The organism is Spirillospora sp. NPDC052242, assembly GCF_040679555.1.
In the GTDB taxonomy this organism is placed as follows: domain Bacteria; phylum Actinomycetota; class Actinomycetes; order Streptosporangiales; family Streptosporangiaceae; genus Spirillospora.
Genome location: NZ_JBFAUZ010000015.1, coordinates 71,657 through 94,880, shown reverse-complemented (window position 1 = coordinate 94,880; position 23,224 = coordinate 71,657). Strand labels below are relative to the sequence as shown.

Annotated in this window: 11 protein-coding genes; 1 reads left to right on the top strand and 10 read right to left on the bottom strand. The window is 72.1% G+C overall.

The annotated features are described in order from the left end of the window. Positions 1 to 36: 36 nt before the first annotated feature. From asnB to AB0L25_RS14810, 8 genes are all read right to left on the bottom strand, one after another. On the bottom strand, positions 37 to 1,887 hold the full coding sequence (asnB, locus tag AB0L25_RS14845) for an asparagine synthase (glutamine-hydrolyzing) (RefSeq protein ID WP_500172145.1): 1,851 nt from the start codon (positions 1,885 to 1,887) through the stop codon (positions 37 to 39). A gap of 120 nt (positions 1,888 to 2,007) precedes the next feature. Next, positions 2,008 to 5,541 carry a carboxylic acid reductase gene (gene car, locus AB0L25_RS14840; RefSeq protein ID WP_500172143.1) on the bottom strand — a complete coding sequence of 1,178 codons (3,534 nt, stop codon included), beginning with the start codon at positions 5,539 to 5,541 and terminating at the stop codon, positions 2,008 to 2,010. A 70-nt stretch (positions 5,542 to 5,611) separates the two neighbouring features. Beyond that, positions 5,612 to 11,098, bottom strand: coding sequence for an amino acid adenylation domain-containing protein (locus AB0L25_RS14835; RefSeq protein ID WP_500172141.1), 5,487 nt, complete (start codon positions 11,096 to 11,098; stop codon positions 5,612 to 5,614). After that, positions 11,095 to 11,805, bottom strand: a complete 711-nt coding sequence (locus tag AB0L25_RS14830) for a VOC family protein (protein WP_500172139.1) — start codon at positions 11,803 to 11,805, stop codon at positions 11,095 to 11,097. Before AB0L25_RS14830 ends, AB0L25_RS14835 begins: the two co-directional genes overlap by 4 nt. A gap of 13 nt (positions 11,806 to 11,818) precedes the next feature. After that, positions 11,819 to 12,928, bottom strand: coding sequence for a Gfo/Idh/MocA family oxidoreductase (locus AB0L25_RS14825; protein WP_500172137.1), 1,110 nt, complete (start codon positions 12,926 to 12,928; stop codon positions 11,819 to 11,821). Next, the gene (locus AB0L25_RS14820) at positions 12,925 to 14,022 is read right to left on the bottom strand and encodes a saccharopine dehydrogenase NADP-binding domain-containing protein (protein ID WP_500172135.1); all 1,098 of its coding nucleotides are present in this window, start codon (positions 14,020 to 14,022) and stop codon (positions 12,925 to 12,927) included. The genes AB0L25_RS14825 and AB0L25_RS14820 overlap by 4 nt, the downstream gene beginning before the upstream one ends. After that, positions 14,019 to 18,584, bottom strand: a complete 4,566-nt coding sequence (locus AB0L25_RS14815) for a non-ribosomal peptide synthetase (protein WP_500172133.1) — start codon at positions 18,582 to 18,584, stop codon at positions 14,019 to 14,021. The genes AB0L25_RS14820 and AB0L25_RS14815 overlap by 4 nt, the downstream gene beginning before the upstream one ends. 65 nt (positions 18,585 to 18,649) lie before the next feature. Then, positions 18,650 to 19,327, bottom strand: coding sequence for a class I SAM-dependent methyltransferase (locus AB0L25_RS14810; RefSeq protein WP_500172131.1), 678 nt, complete (start codon positions 19,325 to 19,327; stop codon positions 18,650 to 18,652). Between the two features lie 93 nt (positions 19,328 to 19,420). Here AB0L25_RS14810 and AB0L25_RS14805 point away from each other — a divergent pair, with 93 nt between their 5' ends. Beyond that, positions 19,421 to 20,149 (top strand): thioesterase II family protein, encoded by a 729-nt coding sequence (locus AB0L25_RS14805; RefSeq protein WP_500172129.1) that lies wholly within the window; start codon positions 19,421 to 19,423, stop codon positions 20,147 to 20,149. A gap of 4 nt (positions 20,150 to 20,153) precedes the next feature. Here AB0L25_RS14805 and AB0L25_RS14800 read toward each other — a convergent pair whose 3' ends face one another. Then, complete coding sequence (locus AB0L25_RS14800; protein ID WP_500172126.1) at positions 20,154 to 21,761, bottom strand: (2,3-dihydroxybenzoyl)adenylate synthase; 1,608 nt, start codon at positions 21,759 to 21,761, stop codon at positions 20,154 to 20,156. 65 nt (positions 21,762 to 21,826) lie between these two features. Further along, positions 21,827 to 23,131 (bottom strand): Rieske 2Fe-2S domain-containing protein, encoded by a 1,305-nt coding sequence (locus AB0L25_RS14795; RefSeq protein WP_500172124.1) that lies wholly within the window; start codon positions 23,129 to 23,131, stop codon positions 21,827 to 21,829. Positions 23,132 to 23,224 lie beyond the last annotated feature (93 nt).

Below are 23,224 nucleotides of genomic sequence, written 5' to 3'. Positions count from 1 at the left end.
ACCGCCGCGTGCCACGTCCGCCGCTCGGGCCGTCGCCTACCCCAGCCGCAGCTCCGGCCGGTAGATGTCGATCCAATGGTAGAGGTCCAGCACCCGCTCGATCCCGACCCGCTGGGCAGGGTCGACCTCCGCGGGGTCCAGCCGGACGACCTTGTCCAGCCAGGCACGGTCGACGATGTCGAAGACCGCGTTGCCGTGCTCGGCCAGCACGTCCGCGGCCTGGCCCTGGAGCGCCTGGGCGACCTTGGGGTCCGGCGGCGTCGGGTAAGGGCTCTTGACCCGGTCGGTCACCGAAGCCGGCAGCAACGATCGAACGGCTGCCCGCAGCAGGCTCTTCTCGCGCCCGTCGAAGTTCTTCATCGCCCACGGGACGTTGTAGACGTACTCGACGAGGCGATGGTCGGCGAAGGGGACCCGCACCTCCAGCCCGACCGCCATCGACAACCGGTCCTTGCGGTCCAGCAGCGCCCGCACGAGCCGGGTCAGGTGCAGGTGGCAGATGGTGCGCATGTGCCGTTCGAACGGGTCGCTCCCGGGAAGCTGCTCGACCCCCGCGACCGCCGTGCCGTACTGGTCGGCGATGTAGCCGGGGATGTCGAGTCGCTCCCGCAGGCCCGGGTGCAGCAACGCCGTGCGGTCGGTGGTGATCGCGTTCTGGAACGCCAGCCAGGGGAAGGTCGGCGCGTCACGGGCCTCCGGTACGTGGAACCACAGATAGCCGCCGAACAACTCGTCGGCGAACTCGCCCGACAGCGTCACGGTGGCCTCCTGCCGGATCCGGCGGAACAGCAGGTACATCGACGAGTCGATGTCCCCCAGCCCGATCGGCATGTCCCGGCAGGCGACGACGGCGCGGCGCAGGTCGGGATCCACCAGCTCCGCCGGGTCGAGGACCACATCGCGGTGGCGTGAGCCGACACCGGCCACCACCTCCCGCACGAACGGCGCGTCCGGTGTCTGCCGCATCTCGTCGGGCCGGAAGGACTCCTCCAGACCGATGAAGTCCACGGTGAACGTGCGCAGCTCCGAGCCGCCGCGGCGGTCGTGCGCCGCGGCCAGCGCGGTCACGGCGCTCGAGTCCAGCCCGCCCGAGAGCAGGCAGCACAGCTCCACATCGGACACCACCTGCCGGCGGACGATGTCGTCGAGCAGCCCGCCGATCCGGTCGGTGGTGGTCTCGAGGTCGTCGGGGTGTTCGGCCGCCGGCAGGCTCCAGTACGTCCGTTCCCGCATCCCGGCCCGGTCGATGGTGACGGTCGTCGCGGGCAGGACCTCACGGACGTCCTTCCACAACGCCCACCCGGGGGTCTTGGTGAACCCGATCAGCTCGTGCAGGCAGTCGACGTCGACCACCCGGGGCACCTCCGGGTGGGCGAGCACCGCCTTGGGCTCAGAGCCGAACAACACCCCGCCCGGAGTGCGGCGGAGGTACAGCGGCTTGATCCCCACCCGGTCGCGGACCAGTACCAGCCGCTGCGCCGGGCCGTCCCACACGGCGAAGGCGTACATGCCGTTGAGGCGTTCGGCGACCCTGTCGCCCCACTCCTGGTAGCCGCGCAGGACGACCTCGGTGTCGCTGCGCGTGGTGAAGCGATGCCCTCGCGCCATGAGCTCGTCGCGCAGCTCGACATGGTTGTAGACCTCGCCGGAGTAGACCAGGGCCACCGGCCCGGCCGGGGTCCGCGCGATCATCGGCTGTACGCCGCCCGGCACGTCGATCACCGCGAGCCGGCGGTGTCCGAGCGCCACATGCCGGTCGGTGAAGGTGCCGCCCGCGTCCGGACCGCGGTCCGCGAGGGTGGCCGTCATCGCCGCGACGATCTCGTCGCGGTCGCCGCGTTCGTTCGGGTCATGGTCGAAGTCGACCCAGCCGCAGATGCCGCACACCTCGTGCCTCCTCGGTTCAGCGGGAACTAGGTACAGCGGGGAACCGGCCCGGTGATCAAGGTGCCTCGATCCTCCGGCCGGCGATCTCGGTAGATCGGGATCACGTCCGGCGCGTCGAACTCACTCGTCTCGGCCCGCCGCTCGGTTCGTCCGGGCGCCTGTCAGACCCAGGGCCGTCAGATCGGACACGTACTTCGACACGAGCTCCGCGGACAGGCCGGGGACGACACCGGTGCCTCCCACGTCGGCGTCGCGCACGGCCGCGCGGAACCGGGACGCCTCCACGGGCGGGGACGACGGGACGGCGGGACGGCGGAACGCCTCGATCAACGGCAACGCCGTGAAGGCGGCGATCCGCTCGGGTTCGGCACGGAGCCCGATCTCGAATCGGCGCAGCCATTCCGAGTGGTCGTCGATTCGCGTCACCGACGCGCCGCCGTCGATCAACCAGTCCACGGCGGTGTCGAGCGACGGTCCCTTCGGGTCGGGGTCGATCGCGTTGAAGGTGCGGTAGCCGGCCCCTGGGTGCACGGTGCCCAGCCGCACCACGCTCTCCGCCAGGAAGTCGACCGGTACGCCCCCCAAGGCGGCGGATCGGGCGCCGCGCTCGGCGGACGAGCGCGCGGCGAAGGACGTCGGCGCCACTCCGGTGAGGAGGATGCTGAGGACCAGCCGCGTGAACATGTCCTGCGGGTTCAGCTGGCCGACGTACCTCGGGTGAGCCAGGATCAGTCCGGACCGGAAGACCGTGACCGGAAGACCATGACGATCGTGGGCGTGCCGCAGCAGCACCTCTCCCGCCCACTTGCTGTTGGCGTAGCCGGCGGCATAGGCCGAGGACAGCGCCCGCGTCGGGCTGGCGACCCGGACGTCGTCCTGTTCACCGAGCTCACCGGCGACCTGATCGGCGATCCCGGTGGTCGATACGAACACGACGTCCTTGAGCCGCGAGGCCAGGGCCAGGCCGATCACCGCGGCGGTGCCCCGCACGTTGGGTCCGAACAGCTGCTCGTAGGGCAGAACGTGGTTGACCTGGGCCGCCGCATGGACGATCGTGTCCACCCTTTCCGCGAGCCGCAGCCAACCCTCGTCGGTCAATCCGAGACCCGGAGCGTCGACGTCTCCCGCGACGACGTCGAGTCGGCGCCCGGCCCGCCCGCGGAACCGGTCGAGAAGTCCGGGATCGCCGGTGTCGAACGCCTGCTCCAGCCTTCGACGCGCATCCTCGTCGCTTCTGCCGCGAACCAGGCAGACCACCTCGCAGTCCGGTCTTTCCAGCAGTTCCAGCGCGATGTAGCGACCGAGGAATCCGTTCGCACCGGTCAACAGCACGGTGTGCCGGGCAGGCGGGCGGTCGTCGGGCGCCGGACGCGTCGCCGCCGCGGCGGCGACGCCGAGCAGGGCATCGGTGCGGAGGTCATCGGCCCTGATCGTGGACCCCGCGCCGTGCACCGAGCGGGCGGTCGGCCGGCTCGTCCCCGCCGTCCCGGCCGCCTCGATGTGGTCGGCGATGTCGCGGAGGGAGGTCGTCGGCCCGACGAGCATGCTCACCGGAATCTCGACGCCGAAGACGTCCTGCAGCAGGGTCGACAAGCCGAGCGCGGACAGCGAGTCGCCGCCGAGGTCGACGAAACGCATCTCCCCGGCGGGCCGCGTCGCGTGGTCGCCGACGAGGGCGCCCACGGCGCGGCAGACGGTGTCGAGGACCGGCCGGTCACCGGCCCCGTGGCGTACGGCGGCGAACTCGGCCTCCTGCGCGGCGGCCAGATCCTCGTAGAGGCGACCCAACCGGTCGTCGAACCGGTCCCGGACCCTTGCGCGGAGCACCTTGCCGAGTCCGGTGAGAAGGCCGTTGTCCACGCTGAAAGGCTCGTGCTCGACGATGAAGCTGCGGGGGATCTCGTAGGACCGCAGATCCGCCTCTTTCCCCCGGGCATGGATCTCCCTCCTCAGCGCTGACTCCAGCGCCGCCGGTTCAGGATGGGTCTCCACCGCTTGGCGGCTGGGCACGACGACCGCCACCAGGTACGCCCGGCCGTTGTGGCCGTGAACGAAGATCTGGTCGATCAGCGGGCTTCCCGCGAGGATCTCCTCGATCCTGGCCACGCTGACGAACTCGGCCTGCGCCAGCTTGATCACGTTGTTCCGGCGGTCGACGAAGCGCAGTTCGTCGGGCCCGATCTGCGCCATCACGTCCCCGGTCCGGCAGAAGCCGTCGGCATCGAAGAGCGCGGCGGTGAGGTCCGGCCTGCCGTGGTAGCCCGAGATCACGCTTCTGGTCTTGACCAGCAGTTCCCCTCGCGGGTACGGCCGGTCGGTGCCGAAGCAGCCCAGCTCGGGTACGTCGACGAGCTTGTAGTCGACGACCTGCGGCCGCAGGATCCGGCCGTCGACCAGGATCGGCCCGCCCGCTTCGGTCGTCCCGAACCCGTCGTGCAGGGGAACCCCGAGGAGCATCGTCATGAACGACCGCAGCTCGTCGCTCAGCAGCGCGCTGCCGTTCGCCGCCTGGACCACCCGGCCACCGAGTACGCGATCACGCAGCTCCGCCACCGCCCGGGCCCGCGCCTCCTCGCGCGCCGCTCCGCCCGCGACCCTGGCTTCGACCTCACTGGTGAACCGTTCGTAGAGCATCTCGCACACCCGGGGGATGACGGACAGTTCCGTCGGGCGGACGAGCGAGAAGTCCTCGAGGAGGGTCGACATGTCACCGGACCCGACGAAGCAGCACGTGCCGCCCCTGGCCAAGGTCCCGGCGAGCGCGATGCGGCCCGCGATGTGGCTCATCGGCGCGTAGTGCAGGATGATGCCCGGCCGCGGTGCCTGCGCCAGCCCGCGCCAGGAGTCGGCCAGCAGGTGCTGCGGGAACAACGCTCCTTTCGGTTCACCGGTCGTCCCGGAGGTGAAGAGGATCTGGGACAGCGGCTCGGCGTCGGCCGCGGGCACGTGCAGCGGAGCGGGCGGCAACTCCCGGCCGGAACGGCCCAGGCTCTCCAGGCTGTGGACCCCGGTACGGGCGTCGACGACCGCCCTGCGGGCATCGCGCACCGCCAGATCGACCCGGTCCGATGATCGGCCCTGTCCCAGCACGATCAGCGTCGGCGGCAGGAGGTCGGACGGCAACGTCCGCACGACGGTCTCCACGAGGTCGATGCCGACGGCGAGAACCCGCGGGCGGGTCGCGGAGAGGATGGACACCCACTCCGCGACCGGAGCGGACGGAGAGAGAGGCACGGACACGGCGCCGACGGCGATGGTCGCGAGCTCCAGGATCGCGTAGTCGACGCTGGGCGACGCCATCGAGCAGATGACGTCGCCCGGGCCGAGAACGCCCGTCGAACCGTGCCGCCACGCCGTGCCGATCGACCGCGCGCGCGTCCACGCCTCTCGGTAGGAAACGGTCTCCAGACGGAGCTCCCGACGCTCGGCGAAGCCGCCGGAGTCCGTGCGCTCCGACACCACCGGACGCTCCGCCAGCGCGGGGCGGTCGGCGTAACCGAGCATGATCGTCTCGACGATCTCACCGAGCGCACCGGTGGACTCCCGGACCGCGTCCGCCACGGCCGGCGACGGAAGCCGTGCCCGCACCTCGTCGTCCGCGGCGACGACCTCCGCCAGCCGCCGTTCCTCGGGGGTCTGCTGTGTGGGCGTCATGGAAAGGGCACCTCCGGTGCGGGCGGGCATTTCGGGGCGGGTGGTCCGGATCCGACGGACGGTCGTCGCGTCAGGTGTCGTGCAGCGGCCGGGCGATGTGCGCGGCGACCTCGGCGACCAAGGGTTCTTCGATGCAGGTGAAGTGGTCGCCGTCGACATCGGCGACGTCGAGGTCGCCGAGGCAGACCTCTCGCCAGAACGACATCGTCGCGTCCTCCATGCCGGGGGCGAACCCGGACGTCGCGTGCGGAAGGAGGAAGCGGACGTCGCCCGTGTAGGGCGCGGGACGGAAGCGGGTCGACAGGAAGCTGTGCCGCAGCACCCGGAACATCCCCGACACCATCTCGGGCGGCATGTACTCCCCCGACAGCCGCGAGGCCGCGTTGGCGTACAGGACGAACCGGTCCTCCTGGCTGTGCTCGCCGAGTCGCCGGAAGAGCTCGGCGACCGTGTCGAGGGCCTCGTCGCCGCCGACCTCGCCCAGCGCACCCACCGGAACCCGGCCGTCGTGCCGTTCGATCGCCTGAGCGAAGGCCCTGCCCGCGGCGTCGGGGCTGACGGGCCCCAGCCCGAGCCGGTCGAGGCTGAGACCGAGGTTCGGTATGAACAGCGCCTCGAGCATCAGATCCTCCTCGACGTCGACGAGGACCGGATGGCTGCTCACGAGGATCAGGTCGTCGACGTCGATGCCGCGCTCCAGCAGCCGTCGAGCCACCTCGGTGGCGTACAGCCCGCCCACGCAGTAGCCGATCAGCTGGAAACGCTCGTAGCCCTCGGCGAGCAGCAGATCGGTGTAGTGGTCGGCGAGGCGCTCGATCGTGTTCTTCGGCTCCAGGGCGCAGTACATCTCCGGATCCTCGATCACGATCCCTACCACGGGGCCGAGCCGCTGGGACGTCAGCCGCGCCGCCAGCGGCCGGAAGCACTCCATGGTGCCCATGCCGGCGTGGAACATCACCCGGGCCGGTCCGTCACGGGTGTCGCGGAACCGGACCAGGCTGGCGATGGAGGCGTCTAGTCGCGGCGCGGTGCCCGCATCGGCGCGATCGGGCTCCGGTCGGGCCCGTTCACGCAGGAAGCGGGCGAGGTCGGCGACGGTGGGCGCGTTGAGCGTGTGCCGCAGCAGCGTGTCGAAGGGGATCTCGGCGGCTTCCGGCATCTCCTCGCGCAGCCGTCCGACCGTGCGCGCCATGATCAGGGAGTCCGCCCCTCGCGCGAACAGGTTCTCGGCTCGCCCGATCGGGCCGGTGGCGAGCGCGTCGGACCAGACGGCGGCGAGGGCGGCCTCCAGCTCGTCGGCGGGAGCGTCGTCCGGCTCGGCGGGGTCGACGGCGTTCGAGGCGGCGAGCCAACCCTGTATCGCGGCTCGATCGACCTTGCCGTTCGCCGACAGGGGCAGCCGGTCGACGATCTGGACGGTGCGGGGGATCATCGGCTCGGGCAGGCGATCGGCCAGGAACTCGCGCAGGTCCTCGGGCCGCACCGGCACCCGGTCGGCCTTGAAGCGGGCCGCGAACAGGTGCAGTCCCTGAGGCGCGAGGACGTGCTCGTCGTCGGGCAGGCACACCGTTTCCACCGCGCCCGCCTCGGCGAGCAGAGCGAGCCACTGGTCGCGGCCGAGATAGGACGACCCCGACAGGCGCGCCGCGTCCTCCGGTGGCGTCATCATGAACGCCTGGGAGGCCAGGATCCACGGATGTTCGACGGTCGGCTCGGTGAGCACCATCCAGCCGCCGGGCGTGAGCAGGTCGCTGAGCCGGTGCAGGGCCGCGGCCGGATCGCGGGAGTTCTCCAGCACGCCGGCGGCGAGCACGATGTCGAACGAGTTCGGCGCCAGTCCCTGCGCGCGCATGTCGACGTCGACGTCGACGACGCCGAACCGGATCCCGGGGTAGGCGCCGAAGCGGGCACGTGCCGTGGGCAGGAAGAACCGTGACACGTCGGTGAACAGGTAGTCGACCTCGAAGCCGCCCAGCGCCTCCAGCACGGGTTCCGTGGTGGCTCCGGTACCGGCGCCCACCTCAAGTACCCGCAAGCCGGACGTCGCGGACGACTCGGTCGCGACGCGCTCGACGATGGCGCTCACCCCCCGGTTGAGGTAGCGGACCATGAGGTCGTCCCGGTACAACGCGTCGGCGACGTCGGTCTCCCCGCCGGGCAGGAGCAGGGCGACCGGATCCTGCTCGCCGGTGAGCAGCGCGGGCAGGGCCTCGGTGTTGCTCCGCACGTACCGCAGGAATTCGGCCACGCCCAGACCGGTGGAGGCGGCCTCGGTGGCCTGCCAGTTGCGGGCGACGGTCTCCTCGTCGACGGGCTCGCGGAGGGCGAATCGCGTTCCGCCGGCCGACGCCGCGAGATGGCCGGCGTCGGCGAGCACCGCGAGCCAGCGTCCCAGCAGCCAGCGGTGGCGCGGGTCGACGGCGGCCGCGATGTCGTGGCCGTCGTGCGTCGTCTCCATGGTGGGGAAGAAGCCGAGCCGGCGCAACGCCAGGGTCATGGCCGAGAGCACGGTGTCGTCGAGCCGGGCGACATAGGTCTCCACCGCCGCGCGATCGACACCGGCGGTGACGGCCCCGGTCGCGGAATTCACCTGCGACGCCAGCCGCGGGGCCCGGTCCGGGTCGACGACGGGCCGGCGCCGGGCGGTTTCGACCGTGCCGAACAGTGCGCGCGAGCCGCGGGGCTGCCCGTCGACGACCACGCAGGCGGCCGCCACGGCCGGGTGCTCGCAGAGGGCGGCCTCGATCTCCCCGAGTTCGACGCGGTGGCCACGGATCTTGACCTGGGTGTCCGCCCGGCCCAGGAACTCGATCTCCCCGCCGGGCCGGTAGCGGCCTCGGTCACCCGTCCGGTAGAGGCGCTCCCCGTCCTGCGGGTGAGCGACGAACCGGGCCGCCGTCGTCTCCGGGTCCCCGAGGTAGCCCTGGGCGAGGCCCGCCCCGGTGATCACCAAGTCCCCCTCAACCCACACGGGGCAGTCCCGGTACGACGGATCGAGCACGCGGAAGCCCTGGTTGGCCAGAGGCACGCCGTAGGGGACGCTGGGCCACTCGGGGTCGCGGCCGGTGATCGGGTGGTGGATCGACCAGATCGACGCCTCGGTGGCACCGCCGAGGCTGACGACCTGCACGCCGGGGATGACGGCCATCTCGTCGGGGAGCGTGACGGGAATCCAGTCCCCGGACAGCAGCGCGAGGCGCAGCGACGAGGGCACGGCGGCCGGGTCGGAGCGCAGGTAGCCGGTCAGCATCTGCATGAGCGCGGGAACCGAGTTCCACACCGTCACCTCGTGCTCGGTCAGCAGCGCGGCCCAGTGCGACGGGTCGGCGCGGCGGGCGGGCTCCGGGTAGACCAGGGCGCCGCCGGCCGACAGCGGCCCGAAGATGTCGTAGACCGACAGATCGAAGCCGAGGTTGGAGACGCCGAGCACTCGGTCCGCCGCCGTGATCGCGAAACGCCGGTTGATGTCGGCGACGGTGTTGGCCGCGGCCCGATGACCGATCACCACGCCCTTCGGACGGCCGGTGGAGCCCGAGGTGTAGATCACGTAGGCGGGGTCGTCGGGATCGCGCCGGGGGCCGGGCACCACCGCAGAGGGTTCCACCTTGTCCACCTCGATCACCCGTGCCCCGGCGGGCCGGTCGGCACCGGTGGACAGCCACGACTGGGTGAGGACGTGCCGCGCGCCGGCGTCGGCGATCATCGCCCGGCGCCGCACCGGCGGCTGGACCTCGTCGACGGGGACGAAGACCGCGCCCGCCAGCAGGACGCCGAGCACGGCGGCGACCTGTTCGGCCCCCTTGTCCATGACGATCGCCACTCGATCGCCCGGATCGCACCCGGCGGCCCGCAGCGCCTGCGCCACCCCCGCGGCCCACGCGGCCAGTTCGCCGTAGGCCACGGTCCGCCGCGGGTCGATCACCGCCGGGAGCCCCGGTGCATCGGCCGCGCGGGCGAGGAACTCCTCGTGCAGCAGGGTGGACGGCAGCGGCGCCGCGGTGTCGTTGACCGCCCGGCGCTCGTCGCTCTGCCAGCGCGGCAGCGCCACCACCTCGTCGGCCCGCCAGGGCGCGTCACTGTCGGCGAGCTCGCGCAGCAGCGCCTCGAAGGCGGCGAACATGTCGTCGGCGAGGCCCCGGGGGAACACGCCCTCGCGGACGTCCCAGTTCACGAGGAGACCGTCGGCGTCGTCCATCGTCTGGCAGTCGATGAACACCTGGGGCGTCTGCGTGACCCCGGCGCCCCCGGGCCGGTGCGTCGGCCGTTCCCCTTCGGCGGTGTCGCCGAGGCCGATCGCGCTGGTGAACACGATCGGCATCAGGGCGGCGTCGCGTCCACGGCGGCGGGCGAGTTCGCGCATCACCTCGACGCCGCTGCACAGCGAATGGTCCAGGTCCTCGAACAACTGCGCCCCGATGACGGCGGCCCTCGCCGCGAAGGTGTCGGCGCGCGCCCACTCGACCGCCAGCACGTCGACCGAGGTGAAGTCGCCGACCACCCGGCCGAGGTCGGGGTGCAGCGGCTGGCGGTTGAGCACCGTCAGGTTCAGGCTGAACCGCGGCATCCCGCACCAGCGCTGCATCACGGCGGCGTAGGCGGTCAGCACGACGACGGACGGCGTGAGACCGTGGTCGGCGGTTCGTCGCTTCAACCGCTCCCACACCGGGGTTTCCAGGCGCAGCGACCGGCGGGCGAACCGCGCCGGGGACGGCGGCTGCGCGAGCACGGGCAGCTCCGGGGCGGCGGGCAGGTCGTCCAGTCGCGACCACCAGTAGTCCCGGTGGCGCCGCCCGCGGTCGGACTCTCGCAGTCCGCGTTCGGCGATCACGTAGTCGCGAAAGGTGATCTCCAACGGGGGCAGCTCGCGGGCCGGCTCGGCGTAGAGGGCCTCGAACTCGCCCAGCAGCATCCAGATGCTCGTCCAGTCGGCGACCAGGAAGTCCATGGACAGGTGCAGCACGGTGTCCGCCGCGGTCTGGGTCAGGCGGAGCGCGAAGACGGGCCAGGTCGTGGTGTCGTGTACCGCGTGGTCCATGTCGGCCCGGACCGCGGCCAGCTCCGCCTGCGCCCGTGCGTCGTCCATGCCGCGCAGGTCGAGCTCCGGCAGCTCAAGGTGAGCGACGGTGGGCAGTACTTGCTGGTATCCCTCGGGCTCGATGACGACCCGCAGCATGTCGTGACGCTCCACGAGCCGGTTCCAGGCGGTCTCGGCCCGCCCGGCATCGAGGCGGGGATAGCGGATCTCCATGTAGACATGGCACGCGACGCCCCCGTACTCGAAGGCCTGACCTCGGCCGAGGAGATAGGCGGCCTGCACGTCGGTCAACGGGAACGGGTCGTACCTGGCTTCGCGGTCGGGACGCAGCACCACGGGCGATTCCCCGTCGCGCAGCCGCTCGATGACGGCCTCCTTGTTGTCGCGCAGGGCGTTCAGGCGATCGGGGGTCAGCACGCCTTTCGGCGCCCGGTACCGGAGCCGGCCGTCCTCCTCCCACAGCCGCACCCCGGTCCGGCGCAGGTCGGCGATGAGTTCCTCCGCGCTGATGATGTTCGTCACGAGTCGCCCTCCGGCTTCGAGGTGGTGGCGCGGCTCAGCACCGCACCGTGCAGCTTCGCCGGGTCGAGATCTTCCTGAAGGCCCACCAGCTCCACACCGAGCACTTCGCTCGTGGCGGCGGGGACGACGGTCAGGTACGGGTCGTCGCCGATGAGGCGTTCCAGTGCCGGTAGCTCGGCGTCGGCCGCCCCGAAGCGCACACGGCCGATGCCGCGCGCGCCGTTGGGGTGCACGATGCCGGCCGGCCGCTGCGGCGGGTCATAGGCCGACACCACGATGGGCAGCCCGATCGGGTGCGTCGCGAGGAACTCGTAGCGGACGGGCCGGCCGTCCGGCCGGGTCCGCCTCCTCTTGATCACCCGGGAGGTGGCCACGCCCGCGGACCGCAGCGCCGCCCGCGTGGGGGCGAGGCTCGTGGCCTCGGTCTCCAGGGCGAGGTCGCGCCAGCCCTGCCCGGGTCGTGCCCAGCGAGCGAGCCGATCACCCGCCGCGGCGCCGAACATGAGCCCGACGGGTCGGCGCCAATGGCGGGCGGCCGCCGTCAGCTCGAAGAACTCCAGGAACGGACCGTCGGCGAAGCGGACGAAGGCGTTGTGGGCGCGCTCGGGAGCCGATCCCCATTCCATGGTGAAGCCGAGATCCTCGTAGTCGCGGACCAGGGATCGGACGTCGTCGACCTTGCATATGACATGGCTGCATGTGAGCACGGGACGCTCCGTTTCATCGTGGGTCGGCGGAGGCCGCCGCCGCGGCGCTGATGAGGTCGGTCGCGGGCAGCGGCCGATGGGTCTGGCCCGGGCGCAGAGCCGGGTAGCCCAGTTCGGTGGTGACCTCCTGCCAGAGTCGGCACAGCGTCAGGTGGTACTGCTCGGATGCGGGGCCGCCCCGGCCGGCGAAGATCCGGTCCCGGAGACGGAGCAGATCCGCGCCGATCGCCTCGGGCCACCACCGCGTCAGGACCTCGCGGTAACTGGGCGGCGGCGGGGCGAGCTGGACGAGGCCGGGCTCGGAGAGGAACGACGACGCCGCGTCGTCGAAGTCGAAGGCCGTCTTCACCGGGTCCGGTATGTGCAGTCGCGGGACCCACGTCACGGGCCCGTGAGTGTCGGTCAGGCACAGGCGTCCGGCATCCGTGCTGATGGAAATCTGCTGCAGCAGCGGAAGGTGGTTGTCGGGGTCGTCGGGATCGATCTCGTGATGCACGATCGCGGTCAGCGGGGTCTCACCGAGGTGTCCGGTCAGTACCCGGGACGGGCCGGCGGGTTCCGGGGCGGCCGTGAGTCGCCACGGGCGTAGCGTGCCCAGCGCGTCCCCGAGGATATGGACCAGGGGAAAGGCCACCTGGATCGCGCAGTGGGCGGTGAGATGGCGGGCCGGGCGGCGGGCGAGCAGCTCTCGGGCGGCGGCCGCGAACCGACGCACCGGCGGGAGGTGCACGTACAGGTCTCCGAGCAGGTAGACGACGCCGTGCCGCCGCGCGGCCTGGACGCAGCCGGCCACGTCGTCGTGGTGAACCGGCTGTTCCTGCAGCACGTGGATCCCCAGCGCGAGCAGCTCACGTGCCAGGTCGCTGCCGGCGCCGCCGCTCACGCCGGAACGGACCACGACGCAGGCGACGTCGGCCCGGCCACGCAGCTGGGACGGGTCGGTGAACAGCGGGACCCCCGCGCGTTCGGCGCTCGCCGCGGACTGGGCGCTGCCCCGGCTGAGGACGCCGACCAGCTCGAATTCGGAGCGCAGCGCCGCCAGTGCGGCCAGGTAGAACTGGCCGAACGTGGTGCCGCAGACGACGACACGCAGGCGGCGCGGTTGCTCTGCCGATCGCTTCACAGCGCGCCGTCCTCGACGGCTCGAAGCTCCGCGACGGAGCTCTCCAGCACCGTGACGCGGCAGGCGCCGACCTCCCCCAGCCACGTCACGGCCGCCAGAGGGTCGAGGGCGGTGGCGGCGCAGGCCGGCCCCGGTGCCACCGCGCCGCCGAGAACGGCCAACGCGGCGGCGGCGGTGACCGCTCCGGTCAGCTCCGACACGCCGGGGCCCCGCAACAGGCCGGTACGGGTCCGGGCGACGCCGTCGGCCTCGCCGTCGAGCTGGGTCAGTACGGTCGTGGACGCCGGGTGGCCCGCGGCGTCCAGATCGGCCGCACGGCGCAGGTCCGCGACCGCGTCGCCACGCGGTCGTGTGCGTGCGCCGTCGAGCGCCACGCCCCACCTGCCCGGCAGCACGCTGTACCAGTCCGCGCGGGTCAGGTCGAGCGCCCGGGCGACCTGTTCGCCTTCGTGGTCGAGGTACGGGAATGCGGACACGTCCTCGGGAAAGAACGGTATCGCCTCATCGATCGACCGGGTGAGCACCCGCGAGCGCGGACCCCGCCGCCAGGCGGCGAGGGGTTCGCTCGCACCGCCGAGCGCGCCGTCCAGGTAGTCCGCCGCCGCGGTGGCGGTGAATCTGTCCCGGATCCCGATGTAGGCGGTCAGGGCGTGGACCCTGGTGAACTCCCGTGCGGCGAGCCACCGCGGCAGGAGTCCGGACAACCCCGGCCACGCGCCGGCGGCGAACACGGCCCGCCGATCGGCGCCCCCCGCGCCGCCCCGGGCGACGCGTTCGGCGGTATTGGCGTCACCGCCCGCATCGACGTAGTCCGCTCCCGCCCGCCAGGCGGTCAGCGCCGCCGCTTCGGACAGATGCTGTGACGGTCCGGCGCAGTTGGCGACGACGGCGCAGTCGCGGGCGAAGGCCGCGAGGGACGCCTCCTCCGTGACATCGACCCGCACCACCTCGACACCGCCAGGCAGGTCCGCCGCGATCGGTGCCACGGCCTCGGGCCGGCGGACGCCGAGACGGAGGTCGGTCTTCCCGTGCCGGGACAGCAATCTCGCGGCGTGCGCGCCGACGGCGCCGGACGCCCCGACGAGGCCGATCACAGCTCGCCCTCCTCGATCTCGGCGCCATCGGTGTCGGCGCCATCGATCTCGGCGCCATCGCCCGCGATCTGCCGGGCGATGGCGCTCACCGTCGGGTCGGCGAAGAAGTGCCGCAGGGACACGGTCCCGACGAACCGGTGCTGCAGCCTCTCCAGGAGTCGGGTGGCCAGCAGGCTGTCGCCGCCCAGGGCGAAGAAGTTCTGGTTCCGCCCCACCGTCGCGCGGTTCAGCAGGCTCGCCCAGACGGCGGCGACGTCCCGTTCCAGGGGCCCTTGCGGCGGCTCCGCCGGTTCGGGGTTCCGGTCGGTGGCCAGGGACCGGGCGAGAGCCGCCCGGTCCACCTTGCCGTTGCGGCTGAGCGGCAGCCACGCGCCCACCTCGATCCGGTCCGGCACCATGTGCGGCGGGAGCGCCGAGGCGGCGTGCGCCAGCAGCTCCGTCGGAGCGACGTCGGGTGCCGTCTCCGGCCGCCGGCCGCGCAGCAGTACGGTCGACGACGCGCCGACCGGACGGTGCGTGACGCCGTGCCAGCCGGTGCGCCCGCAGAGAACGGCCCATCGCCGTGCCGGCAGCGTCGGGGATCCCGCGGCGCGTCGCTCGCCGTCGAGGTCGCGGTGGCCGTACTCCAGCAACGCCGCGGTGAGCAGGGCGAACGGGGGCAACTCGTCCTGCTCGACGGCCAGGAGCCGACCCCCGCGGCGCGCCAGCAACCGCGCCAGTGTCGGCCCCTGCGTCGGTTCGGGGTAGCGGTGCAGGGCGTTGACGGCGAGGACCACGTCGAATCGGTGGCGGAGGTCTCCGGGCGCCCACGGGTCGGGTGCCGCCCGGCACTCCGTCGCGTGCGGGTAGGCGGCCAGCCGGCGCCCGGCGTCGGCGACCATGGCCGCGGAACGGTCGAGCAAGGTGTAGCGCACCTGCTCGGGTGTGAGCGAGGACAGGATCCGCTCGGCCGCCCGCCCGGCGCCGCCGTCGATCTCGACGACCTCCATCGGCCGCCCCGCGTCGGCCGAGCGGGCCGCGATCTCGCGTGCCGCCTCGGCGAGCGCGGCACGCCCGTTCGGGTCGTGGTCGGCGAGCGCGGAGGGGGCCAGCAGGTCGTCGTCGAGGAGCACCACGGGCTCGAGGTCTCCGGCGAGGATGCGGCGGTAGTCGTCGCGACGGTGCAGCACGCGGTCGCGGACCCGGGCCGCGAACCCGCCGTCGCCGTCGGCACCGGGCCGGGTGGCCCGTCGTAGCGCCGCGTCGAGCCGAGGACCGGCGCTCACGGTATCGCCGTCGCCCGCCAGTACCTCGCGGGACCGCAGCCACCGCAGCCAGAGCCGGACGACCGGCCGGTGCCGCTCGGCGACTCCGAGCCGGTCGGTGAGTTCGGTGACGCTCTCGCGGCGGCCGCCGGTGATCGTCTCCATGCCCAGGATCCGCACCAGGAGGGCGTCCACCTCGTCGGCCTCGGCAGGCCCGGCGGGCGGCGCGCTGCTCGGGACTTCCTCCGCAGCGGCATCCACCGGGGACGCCGCTACCGGGGACACCGCTACCTGGGTCGCAGGCGGCTCTTCCGCGGCACCGGCGGTTCCCGTTTCGATGGCGGTGACGACGAGCCGGCGGTCGTCGGTCACGGCGGCGACGGCGCGGCCGACGCCGGGATGGCTCTGGAGCACGGCTTCGATCTCGCCGAGCTCGATCCGGTGGCCACGGATCTTGACCTGCTGGTCGGTACGGCCCAGGAACTCCAGAACCCCGTCGGGCCGGTAGCGCCCGAGGTCTCCCGTGCGGTACCAACGGCCGTCCACGGCGCCGACGAACTGCCGGGCGGTCTGCTGGGGAGCGCCACGGTAGCCGCGGGCCACTCCGGCGCCGCCGATCCATAGTTCGCCCGGCACCCAGTCCGGGCGGTCCCGACCCGCGGTGTCCACCACCCGGAACCGCTGGTTGGCCAGTGGCCGTCCGTAGGGGATCGAGGACCAAAGCGGATCGACCCGCGCGACCTCGGTGAAGTTCGACCAGATCGACGCTTCCGTCGCGCCGCCGAGCGCGACGAACCGGCACTGCGGTCGCAACGCGGCCACCCGACCCGGCAGGTCCAGTCCGACCCAGTCCCCGGAGACCAGCACCAGACGCAGCGGGAGCCGGGCCGACGCATCGCTCTCCGCCACGGTCAGCAGCATGTCCAACAGCACCGGAACCGAGTTCCAGACGGTGACGCCGTGCCGCTGCGCGAGGTTCACCCACCGCCGGGCGTCCCTACGGGCCGCGTCGGGGACGAGGACCACGGACCCGCCCACCGACAGGAGTCCGAAGACGTCGTACACCGAGAGGTCGAACTCCAGCGCGGAGACCGCGAGCACCCGGTCGCCGTCGTTCACGGCGAACCGGCGATTGATGTCGGCGATGGTGTTCCACGCCGCCCGGTGAGTGATCTCGACCCCCTTCGGCTCCCCGGTGGAGCCGGACGTGAAGATCACATAGGCGAGCGTGTCGGCGTCGACCGCCACCGGGCCGGACAGGGGCGCCTCGGCGCCGGCCGCACCGATCACGACCGCCTCGGCCGCGGGACGCCCGACCGCGCCGGCCTCGTCGGTGACCACCAGACGGGCGCCGGCCAGGCTCTCCATCCGCTCGCGCCGCGCCGCGGGCTGTTCCGGTCCGATCGGGAGGTAGGCCGCACCCGCCGCCAGCACTCCCAGCACGGCGACGACCTGGTCCGGGCCTCTCGGCAGGCTCACCACGACCGGCTCGCCGGGCTCGACTCCCCGGCTCGCGAGCGCACCGGCCACCCGCAACGCCCGGTCGGCCAGTTCGCCGTAGCGCAGTGTCCCGTCCTCGTCCCACCGCAGGGCCACCCGGTCCGGGGACTCGGCGGCCCGCCGGAAGAACTCCTCGTGCAACGTCACATCCGGGAACTCGGCCGCGGTGGCGTTGGCCGCCGCCCGGACACGTCGCTGGGCGTCCGGCAGCAGGTCCGGCACCGGGCGTCCCCACTCCCCCTCCTCCAACCACGCCACCACCGCGCGATACGCCTCGAAGAGCGCGTCCAGCACACCCGTGGCGAAGACGCCCTCACGAGCGTCCCAGTTGACCAGAATTCCCTGGTCGAACTCGCTGACCTGCACGTCCAGCCAGATCTGAGGGCCTTGCGAGACGATCCAGGCCGGCTCGCCGAAGGACTCCCGGGCCTGCGGCGCGAACAGGTCGCCGAAGCCGAGGGCGCTGGTGTAGACGACGGGCGCGAGCACGGTCTCGCCGAGCAGTCGCGACGCGTCGCGCAGCACCTCGACACCCGAGTAGCGGGCGTGCGCCACGTCCGCGTGGAACCGGTCCTGCAGCCGGCGGGCCCGCTCGGCGAACGTACCGGGGATCGACCCGGCCCAGCTCACGAGCACCGACGAGGTGAAGTCGCCCACCACGGCGTCGACATCGGGATGCAGGGGTTCCCGGTCGAACAGCGGCAGGTTGAGCAGGAAGTCGGGCTCGGCGCTCCACGCCGTCAGCGTCTCGGCGAACGCCGCCGCCAGCGTCATGGACGGGGTCAGGCCGTGGTGCCGGGAGAGCTCACGCAAGCGGCGTACGGTCTCCGGCCCCAGCCAGTGGCTGCGGCGCACGACCTCCACCGCCGGGGCCTCCTCGCGGTCGGCGAGCACCGGCAACTGGGGTGCCGCGGGCAGTTCGGCAAGGCGCGCCCGCCAGTAGTCGCGGTCGGCCTCCCTCCGATCGGCGGGACGGGCGGCCCGGTGGTCGGCGCAGTAGCGGGGGAAGCTGTAGTCGAGCGCGGGGAGCGGGGCGTCCGGATGCTCGTACAGCCGCGCCAGGTCATCGAAGAGGGTCTGCACGCTGAGGGCGTCGGCGGGGATCATGTCGAGGTCGAAGTGGAGCCGGGTGCCGCCGGTGCGGATCGCGTCCGGCAGCAGCGAAAGCCGGACATCGAGTACCCGGCCGGACCCGATCTCCATCTCCTGGGTGGACATCCGGCGCCGCAGTTCCGCCAAGGCGTGCTCGGCCCGGTCGGCGGGCATGGCCCGCAGGTCCTGGACGGGGAGCCCCGGCCATTCGGCGTTCGGGAGGATCCGCTGGTGGCCGTCGTCGCGGACCTGTACCCGCAGCATGCCGTGTCGCGCGATCAACGCGCGCACCGCCGTCTCCAACCGGTGCTGGTCGACGTGCGCGCCGTCGAACTCGAAGTAGAAGTGGGCCGCGACCCCGCCGAGTCGCTGGCCGGGCGCACGCCCCACCCAGTAGGCGTGCTGCATGGTCGTGAGCTCGAACGGAGCGAACTCGTCAGTCCCGCCGGGGCGATCGTCGCGAGCCGCGTCCTCGGGTTTCCCGTGCCGTTGCGCGAGGAGCTCCCGCCAGGCGGCCAGTGTCGGTCGCGCGATGAGGTCGGAGAAGCGCACCACCGCACCGGTCCGCTGCCAGTGGCCGGCGAGACGCATCATCGTCATCGAGTCCATGCCGAGCTCGATGAGGTTCAGATCCTCGTCGATGTCCTCGATCGGAAGCTCCAGGACGGCTGCGATCGTGCGGCGCACGTCGTCGTGCGAGTCGAGTTCGCTGGTTGTCGGATGCATGTGCTTGCCCCTCCCGGTACCAGGCCTGCAGGCGTCGTCGTCGCGCGGTCGGCTCCGTCCCGTGTTCAAGCCGCGCGCAAGGCCCACAGCAGGCCCAGTTCCAGGTCCTTCCACACGCAGTCGACCTCGCTGAAACCGGCTCGGCGCAGCCATTGCAGGTGCGAGTCGACATCGGCCGGGTTGACCCGGACGTCCCAGTTGTAGTGCCGCGTGGAATCGCGTTGATACAGCTCTGCCAGCCCCTGGGTGGCGGGAAAAAGGAGATCCATGTTCAGCAGGGCACCGCCGGGGCGGAGCACACCGAAAATGTCGCGGTAGACACGCTCGATCAGCTCGGGCTCTTCCAGGTTGTGAATGGCCAGAGACGACACGACGGCGTCGAAAGGGCTCCCAAGACCGTCCGTCCAGTCGCGCTCGTTCATGTCCGCCAGCCGGTAGGTGACGCGTGGTCCGTAGCGGCCGAGGCGCTCTGCGGCCGCGCCGACCATGGCCTCCGAGTAGTCGTGCAGGGTGACCCGTGCCGTCGGCCACCGTTCGAGGACCTCCGCGCTCAGGGCGCCGTAGCCGCCCCCGACGTCGAGGACGTGGATCGGTCGGTCCGGGCCCGCCGGGATCAGCCCGGCCAGGCGGCGCAGCGCCGGCCGCCGGTCGTCGTCGCGGGTCGCGTCGCCCTCGATCCAGTCGGAAACGTATGTTGCCGAGTGCCAGTCGTGCGTGCCGCTCGGCCGAAAGTCGGCTACCACTTCATTCCCCAATCTGTCGACGTGACAATGTGCGGACCGGGAGCGCCCCGCAGGCCGCCCGGGACCATCTGGATTAGCGCGATAATCGGTGGCATGCTCACCGCCGTTCACCGGGGAGCCCCCGGGTCGCCCACCGTGGTCGTCTTCCCGCACGCGGGCGGCAGCCCGCGCTTCTTCCAGCACTGGGGGGCGGTCCTGCGGGCGACCGATCTCGTCGGCGTCACCTATCCCGGTCGGGACGCCCGCATCGACGACTCGTACGCGGACAACCCCTACGGCGACGACCTCGTGGGCCTGGCCCGCAGCGCCGCCGACGCGATCGGCCGCGCCGGAATCGCATCGCCGGTGCTGGTCGGCCACTCGATGGGCGCCTATGTCGCGTACGAGGCCGCGGCGGCGTTGACCCGCGCCGGCGCCACCGATGTGCGGCTGGTGGTCTCCGGCCAGGACTCGCCCGAGGACCGCCCGACGACCGCGCTGCACCTCGCGGACGACGCGGACCTCGTCGCCGACATGGTCCGCCAGGATCCGGACTCCGCGCCGCTGTGGCAGGTCGACGAGCTGCGGGCGATGTTCCTGCCGGCCGTCCGGGAGGACTACCGGTTGCTGGAGACGTACACTCCCACCGCGACGGCGGTGGCCGAACTTCTCGTCTGTTACGGCGATCGTGACCACGAGGTCCGTCCCGATCGGCTCGACGGGTGGCGCCGGTGCGCGGCCCGTTTCCATCCGCCCGTGGCCCTGTCCGGCGGCCACTTCTTCCTCAAGGCCCCCGACACCCAGCTGCCGCGGCTGCTCGCGACCGGCTTCGGGCTGCGCTGAAGCATCATCCGGAACCTGCCGCCGACCCGGCGGCCAGCGCCACCAGCGCCTTCCGGTCGATCTTCCCGATCTTCGTCAGGGGAAGGCGTTGCACGTACTCGAGCCTCTCCGGGAACTTGAAGCTCGCCACCCCTCTCGCCGTCAGGAAGGCCCTGATCTCTCGCAGGGACGGCGCCTGCTCGGAGACGAGGAACACGCAGACACGCTCGCCCAGACCGGGATCGGCGACGGGCACCGCGGCGGCGGCGCTGATCGCGGGGTGCGCGAGCAGGTGGCCCTCCAGCTCCTCGCACGGGACCTTGTCGCCGCCGCGGTTGATCACGTCCTTCAGCCGCCCCTTGATCACGAGGTGCCCCGAGGGGAGCCGTCGAGCCAGGTCGCCGGTTCGGTACAGGCCGTCCGGCGTGAACGACTCGGCGCTGCTCTCCGGCGCGCGGAAGTAGCCCCGCACGGTGTACGGCCCTCGCGTCCACAGCTCCCCCACCGAGCCCGCCTCGACGTCGCCCCCCTCGGGATCCACGATCCGGACCTCGTCGGCCGGACACAGCGGTCGTCCCTGCGTGGTGAGGACCAGATCGTCCGGATCGTCGAGCGCGGTCATCGTCAGCAGGCCCTCGGCCATGCCGTAAACCTGCTGCAGACCGCAGCCCAGGCCCTGCGCGGCGCGCCGCGCGCTCTCCGGCCGGAACACCGCGCCCCCGACCTGAACGAGCCGAAGGCTCGACAGGTCGCCGCGGTGCCACTGCGCGGCCTCGGTCCAGAAGTCCACGACGGAGGGGACGAGCGTGGTCCAGGTGACCCGTTCCCGCTCGATGAGCGGGAACGCGTCGTCCGGGCTCGACGTCGGCGACATGACGACGGTCCCCCCGGAAGTGAGGGTCCCCAGAAGGCCCGGACAGGCGAGCGGGAAATTGTGCGCCAGCGGCAGGGCGGCGAGGTAGACGTCGCTGCGGTCGAGACCCGCCGCGGCACACGCATCGGGCAGGTAGGCGTAGTTCTCGTGGGTGCGCGGCACCAGCTTCGGGCCACCCGTCGTCCCGCCCGACATCACGCACAGCGCGAGGTCGCCGGCGTCGACGTCCGGAAGTGGTTCGGGCTCGCGGTAGAGCTCCCGCACCGGTATGAACTCCTCGGGTTCCCCGGCGACCACCACATGCCGCAGCGTCCCGATGTCCTTGCCGAGCTCCCTGGCCTGCGACCGGAAGTCGAAGCCGCCGTAGTGGTCGGGGACGACGTACGCCACCGGCTCGGCGATCTCCATCAGCGCACGGAGCTCATGTCGGCGATAGGAGGGTATGACGAGTATGGGCGTCGCGCCGACACGCGTCAGCGCGAACAGCACCTCGACGAACTCCACGACGTTCGGGAGCTGGACGACGACCCGGTCACGGGCCCGGACGCCCAGCGCGGCCAGACCGCCGACGAGCCGATCACATCGGGTGTCGAGCTCGGCGTAGGTCAGCCTGGTATCGCCTGCGACGACGGCGAGGTCGTCGGCGTACCGCCGCGCGCACTCGCGGAACCGCTCCCCCAGCGTCTTGCCGTGCCAGTGGCCTCGTCGGCGATAATGCGCGGCCGTGATCCGCGGGTAGGGGGTCCAATCGCGTCCCATCGTCCTCCTTCGGGAGTGGGGATCGGGCGCCGCACGGCGGTTCCGGTGGGCCCGACTCGGTCGGTTCAGTCGGAAGGGGTCGCGGAGAGGTCGCCGACGGTCTGCCAGGGCTGATCGATGTCGATGACGCGGTCGTCGGCGCGGAGCCGTTCGTGGGCGATGTCGCGGCTCACCCCGATCGGTGCTTCGCCTCGCCCGACGCCGTCCGCGGCACGCAGCAGCACCCGTCGCAGGTGCGTGACCGCCCGGTCGGTGGCACCGAGGTGTTCCCGGCTGCGGTCGTAGATCGGCCCCATGCTCTCCTGGACGGCGAGGTCCTCGAGCATGATCCCGTCGATGCCCGACCAGCTGGCGCCGGACTGCATCGCCGTCCGATCCTGCCGCCACCGGGTTTCCCGCCGCCGCACCGGGTGCGGGTCGTCTTCGGCGTCCTCGGGCGGGCAGCCGGCCTTCTCCCGCAGGTACTCCTCGTCGACAGGCTGCTCGTAGCAGTACTGGACGTTGTAGAACATGGTGTGCTCGTCGTCGAGCGGGACCGGAAACTGCATCGTTCCCCATCCCGGTATCGCGGGCAGCACCGTGTAGACCGGCGCGATGAAGAGCGTGGTCCGCACGTACTTCTTGCGGTCCGGATCCTGCAACGTGCGGCGAATGGCCGCGCTGCGGAAACCGTAGTCGGTGTCCTGCACCTCCATGCGGGGCCGCCGATCGTCGGACGGGCGCTGGATGCGCCCCCCGTCCTCCCAGTCGACCTGCGTGCCGCCTTCCGGCGCGGCCGTCCGGGCGACCGGTCGCACGTGGTCGCTGTGGAGAAAGCCCACGTGCGATGAGTCGACCAGCCCTTCGAGCACCTGAACCCAGTTGCAGTCGACGCGCAGTCTCATGATCGCCACGTGGTCGGGGGGCATTCCTGTCCACTCGAACCTGGGCACCGGTGGCTCCAATTCGGGTGGGCCCAGGTACGCCCACACGACGCCGCCCAGTTCGTCCGTCCGGTAAGCCGTGTGTCGGACCTTCTCCCGCAGCCGGTCCGGCTCGGGCTCGTTCGGAACATCGACGATCCGCCCCCGGCCGTCGATCAGCCAACCGTGGTAGATGCAGCGCAGACCGCATTCCTCATTGCGGGCCAAGGCAAGGGAGGCTCCTCGATGCGGGCAGTACTCGTCCATCAGCGCGACCCGGCCACTGCTATCCCGGAAGACCACCAGGTCCTCCCCCAGCAGCCTTACGCTGCGGGGTGCCCCGCCGGCCGCCAGGTTCGAGCCGAGTTCCACCGGCAACCAGTACCGGCGCATGACCCGACCCATGTCGGTGTCTGGGCCGATGCGGCACAAGCGCTCGTTGTCTTGAGGGCTCAACAACGCGATCACTCGCCTTCCTCGGTTCGTTCCGGACACGGGAGCGGGCTCGCTTCGTCCTCGGCGATCACCCGGCCGTCGCGCCGGTAGGGGTTCGCGCGGCGG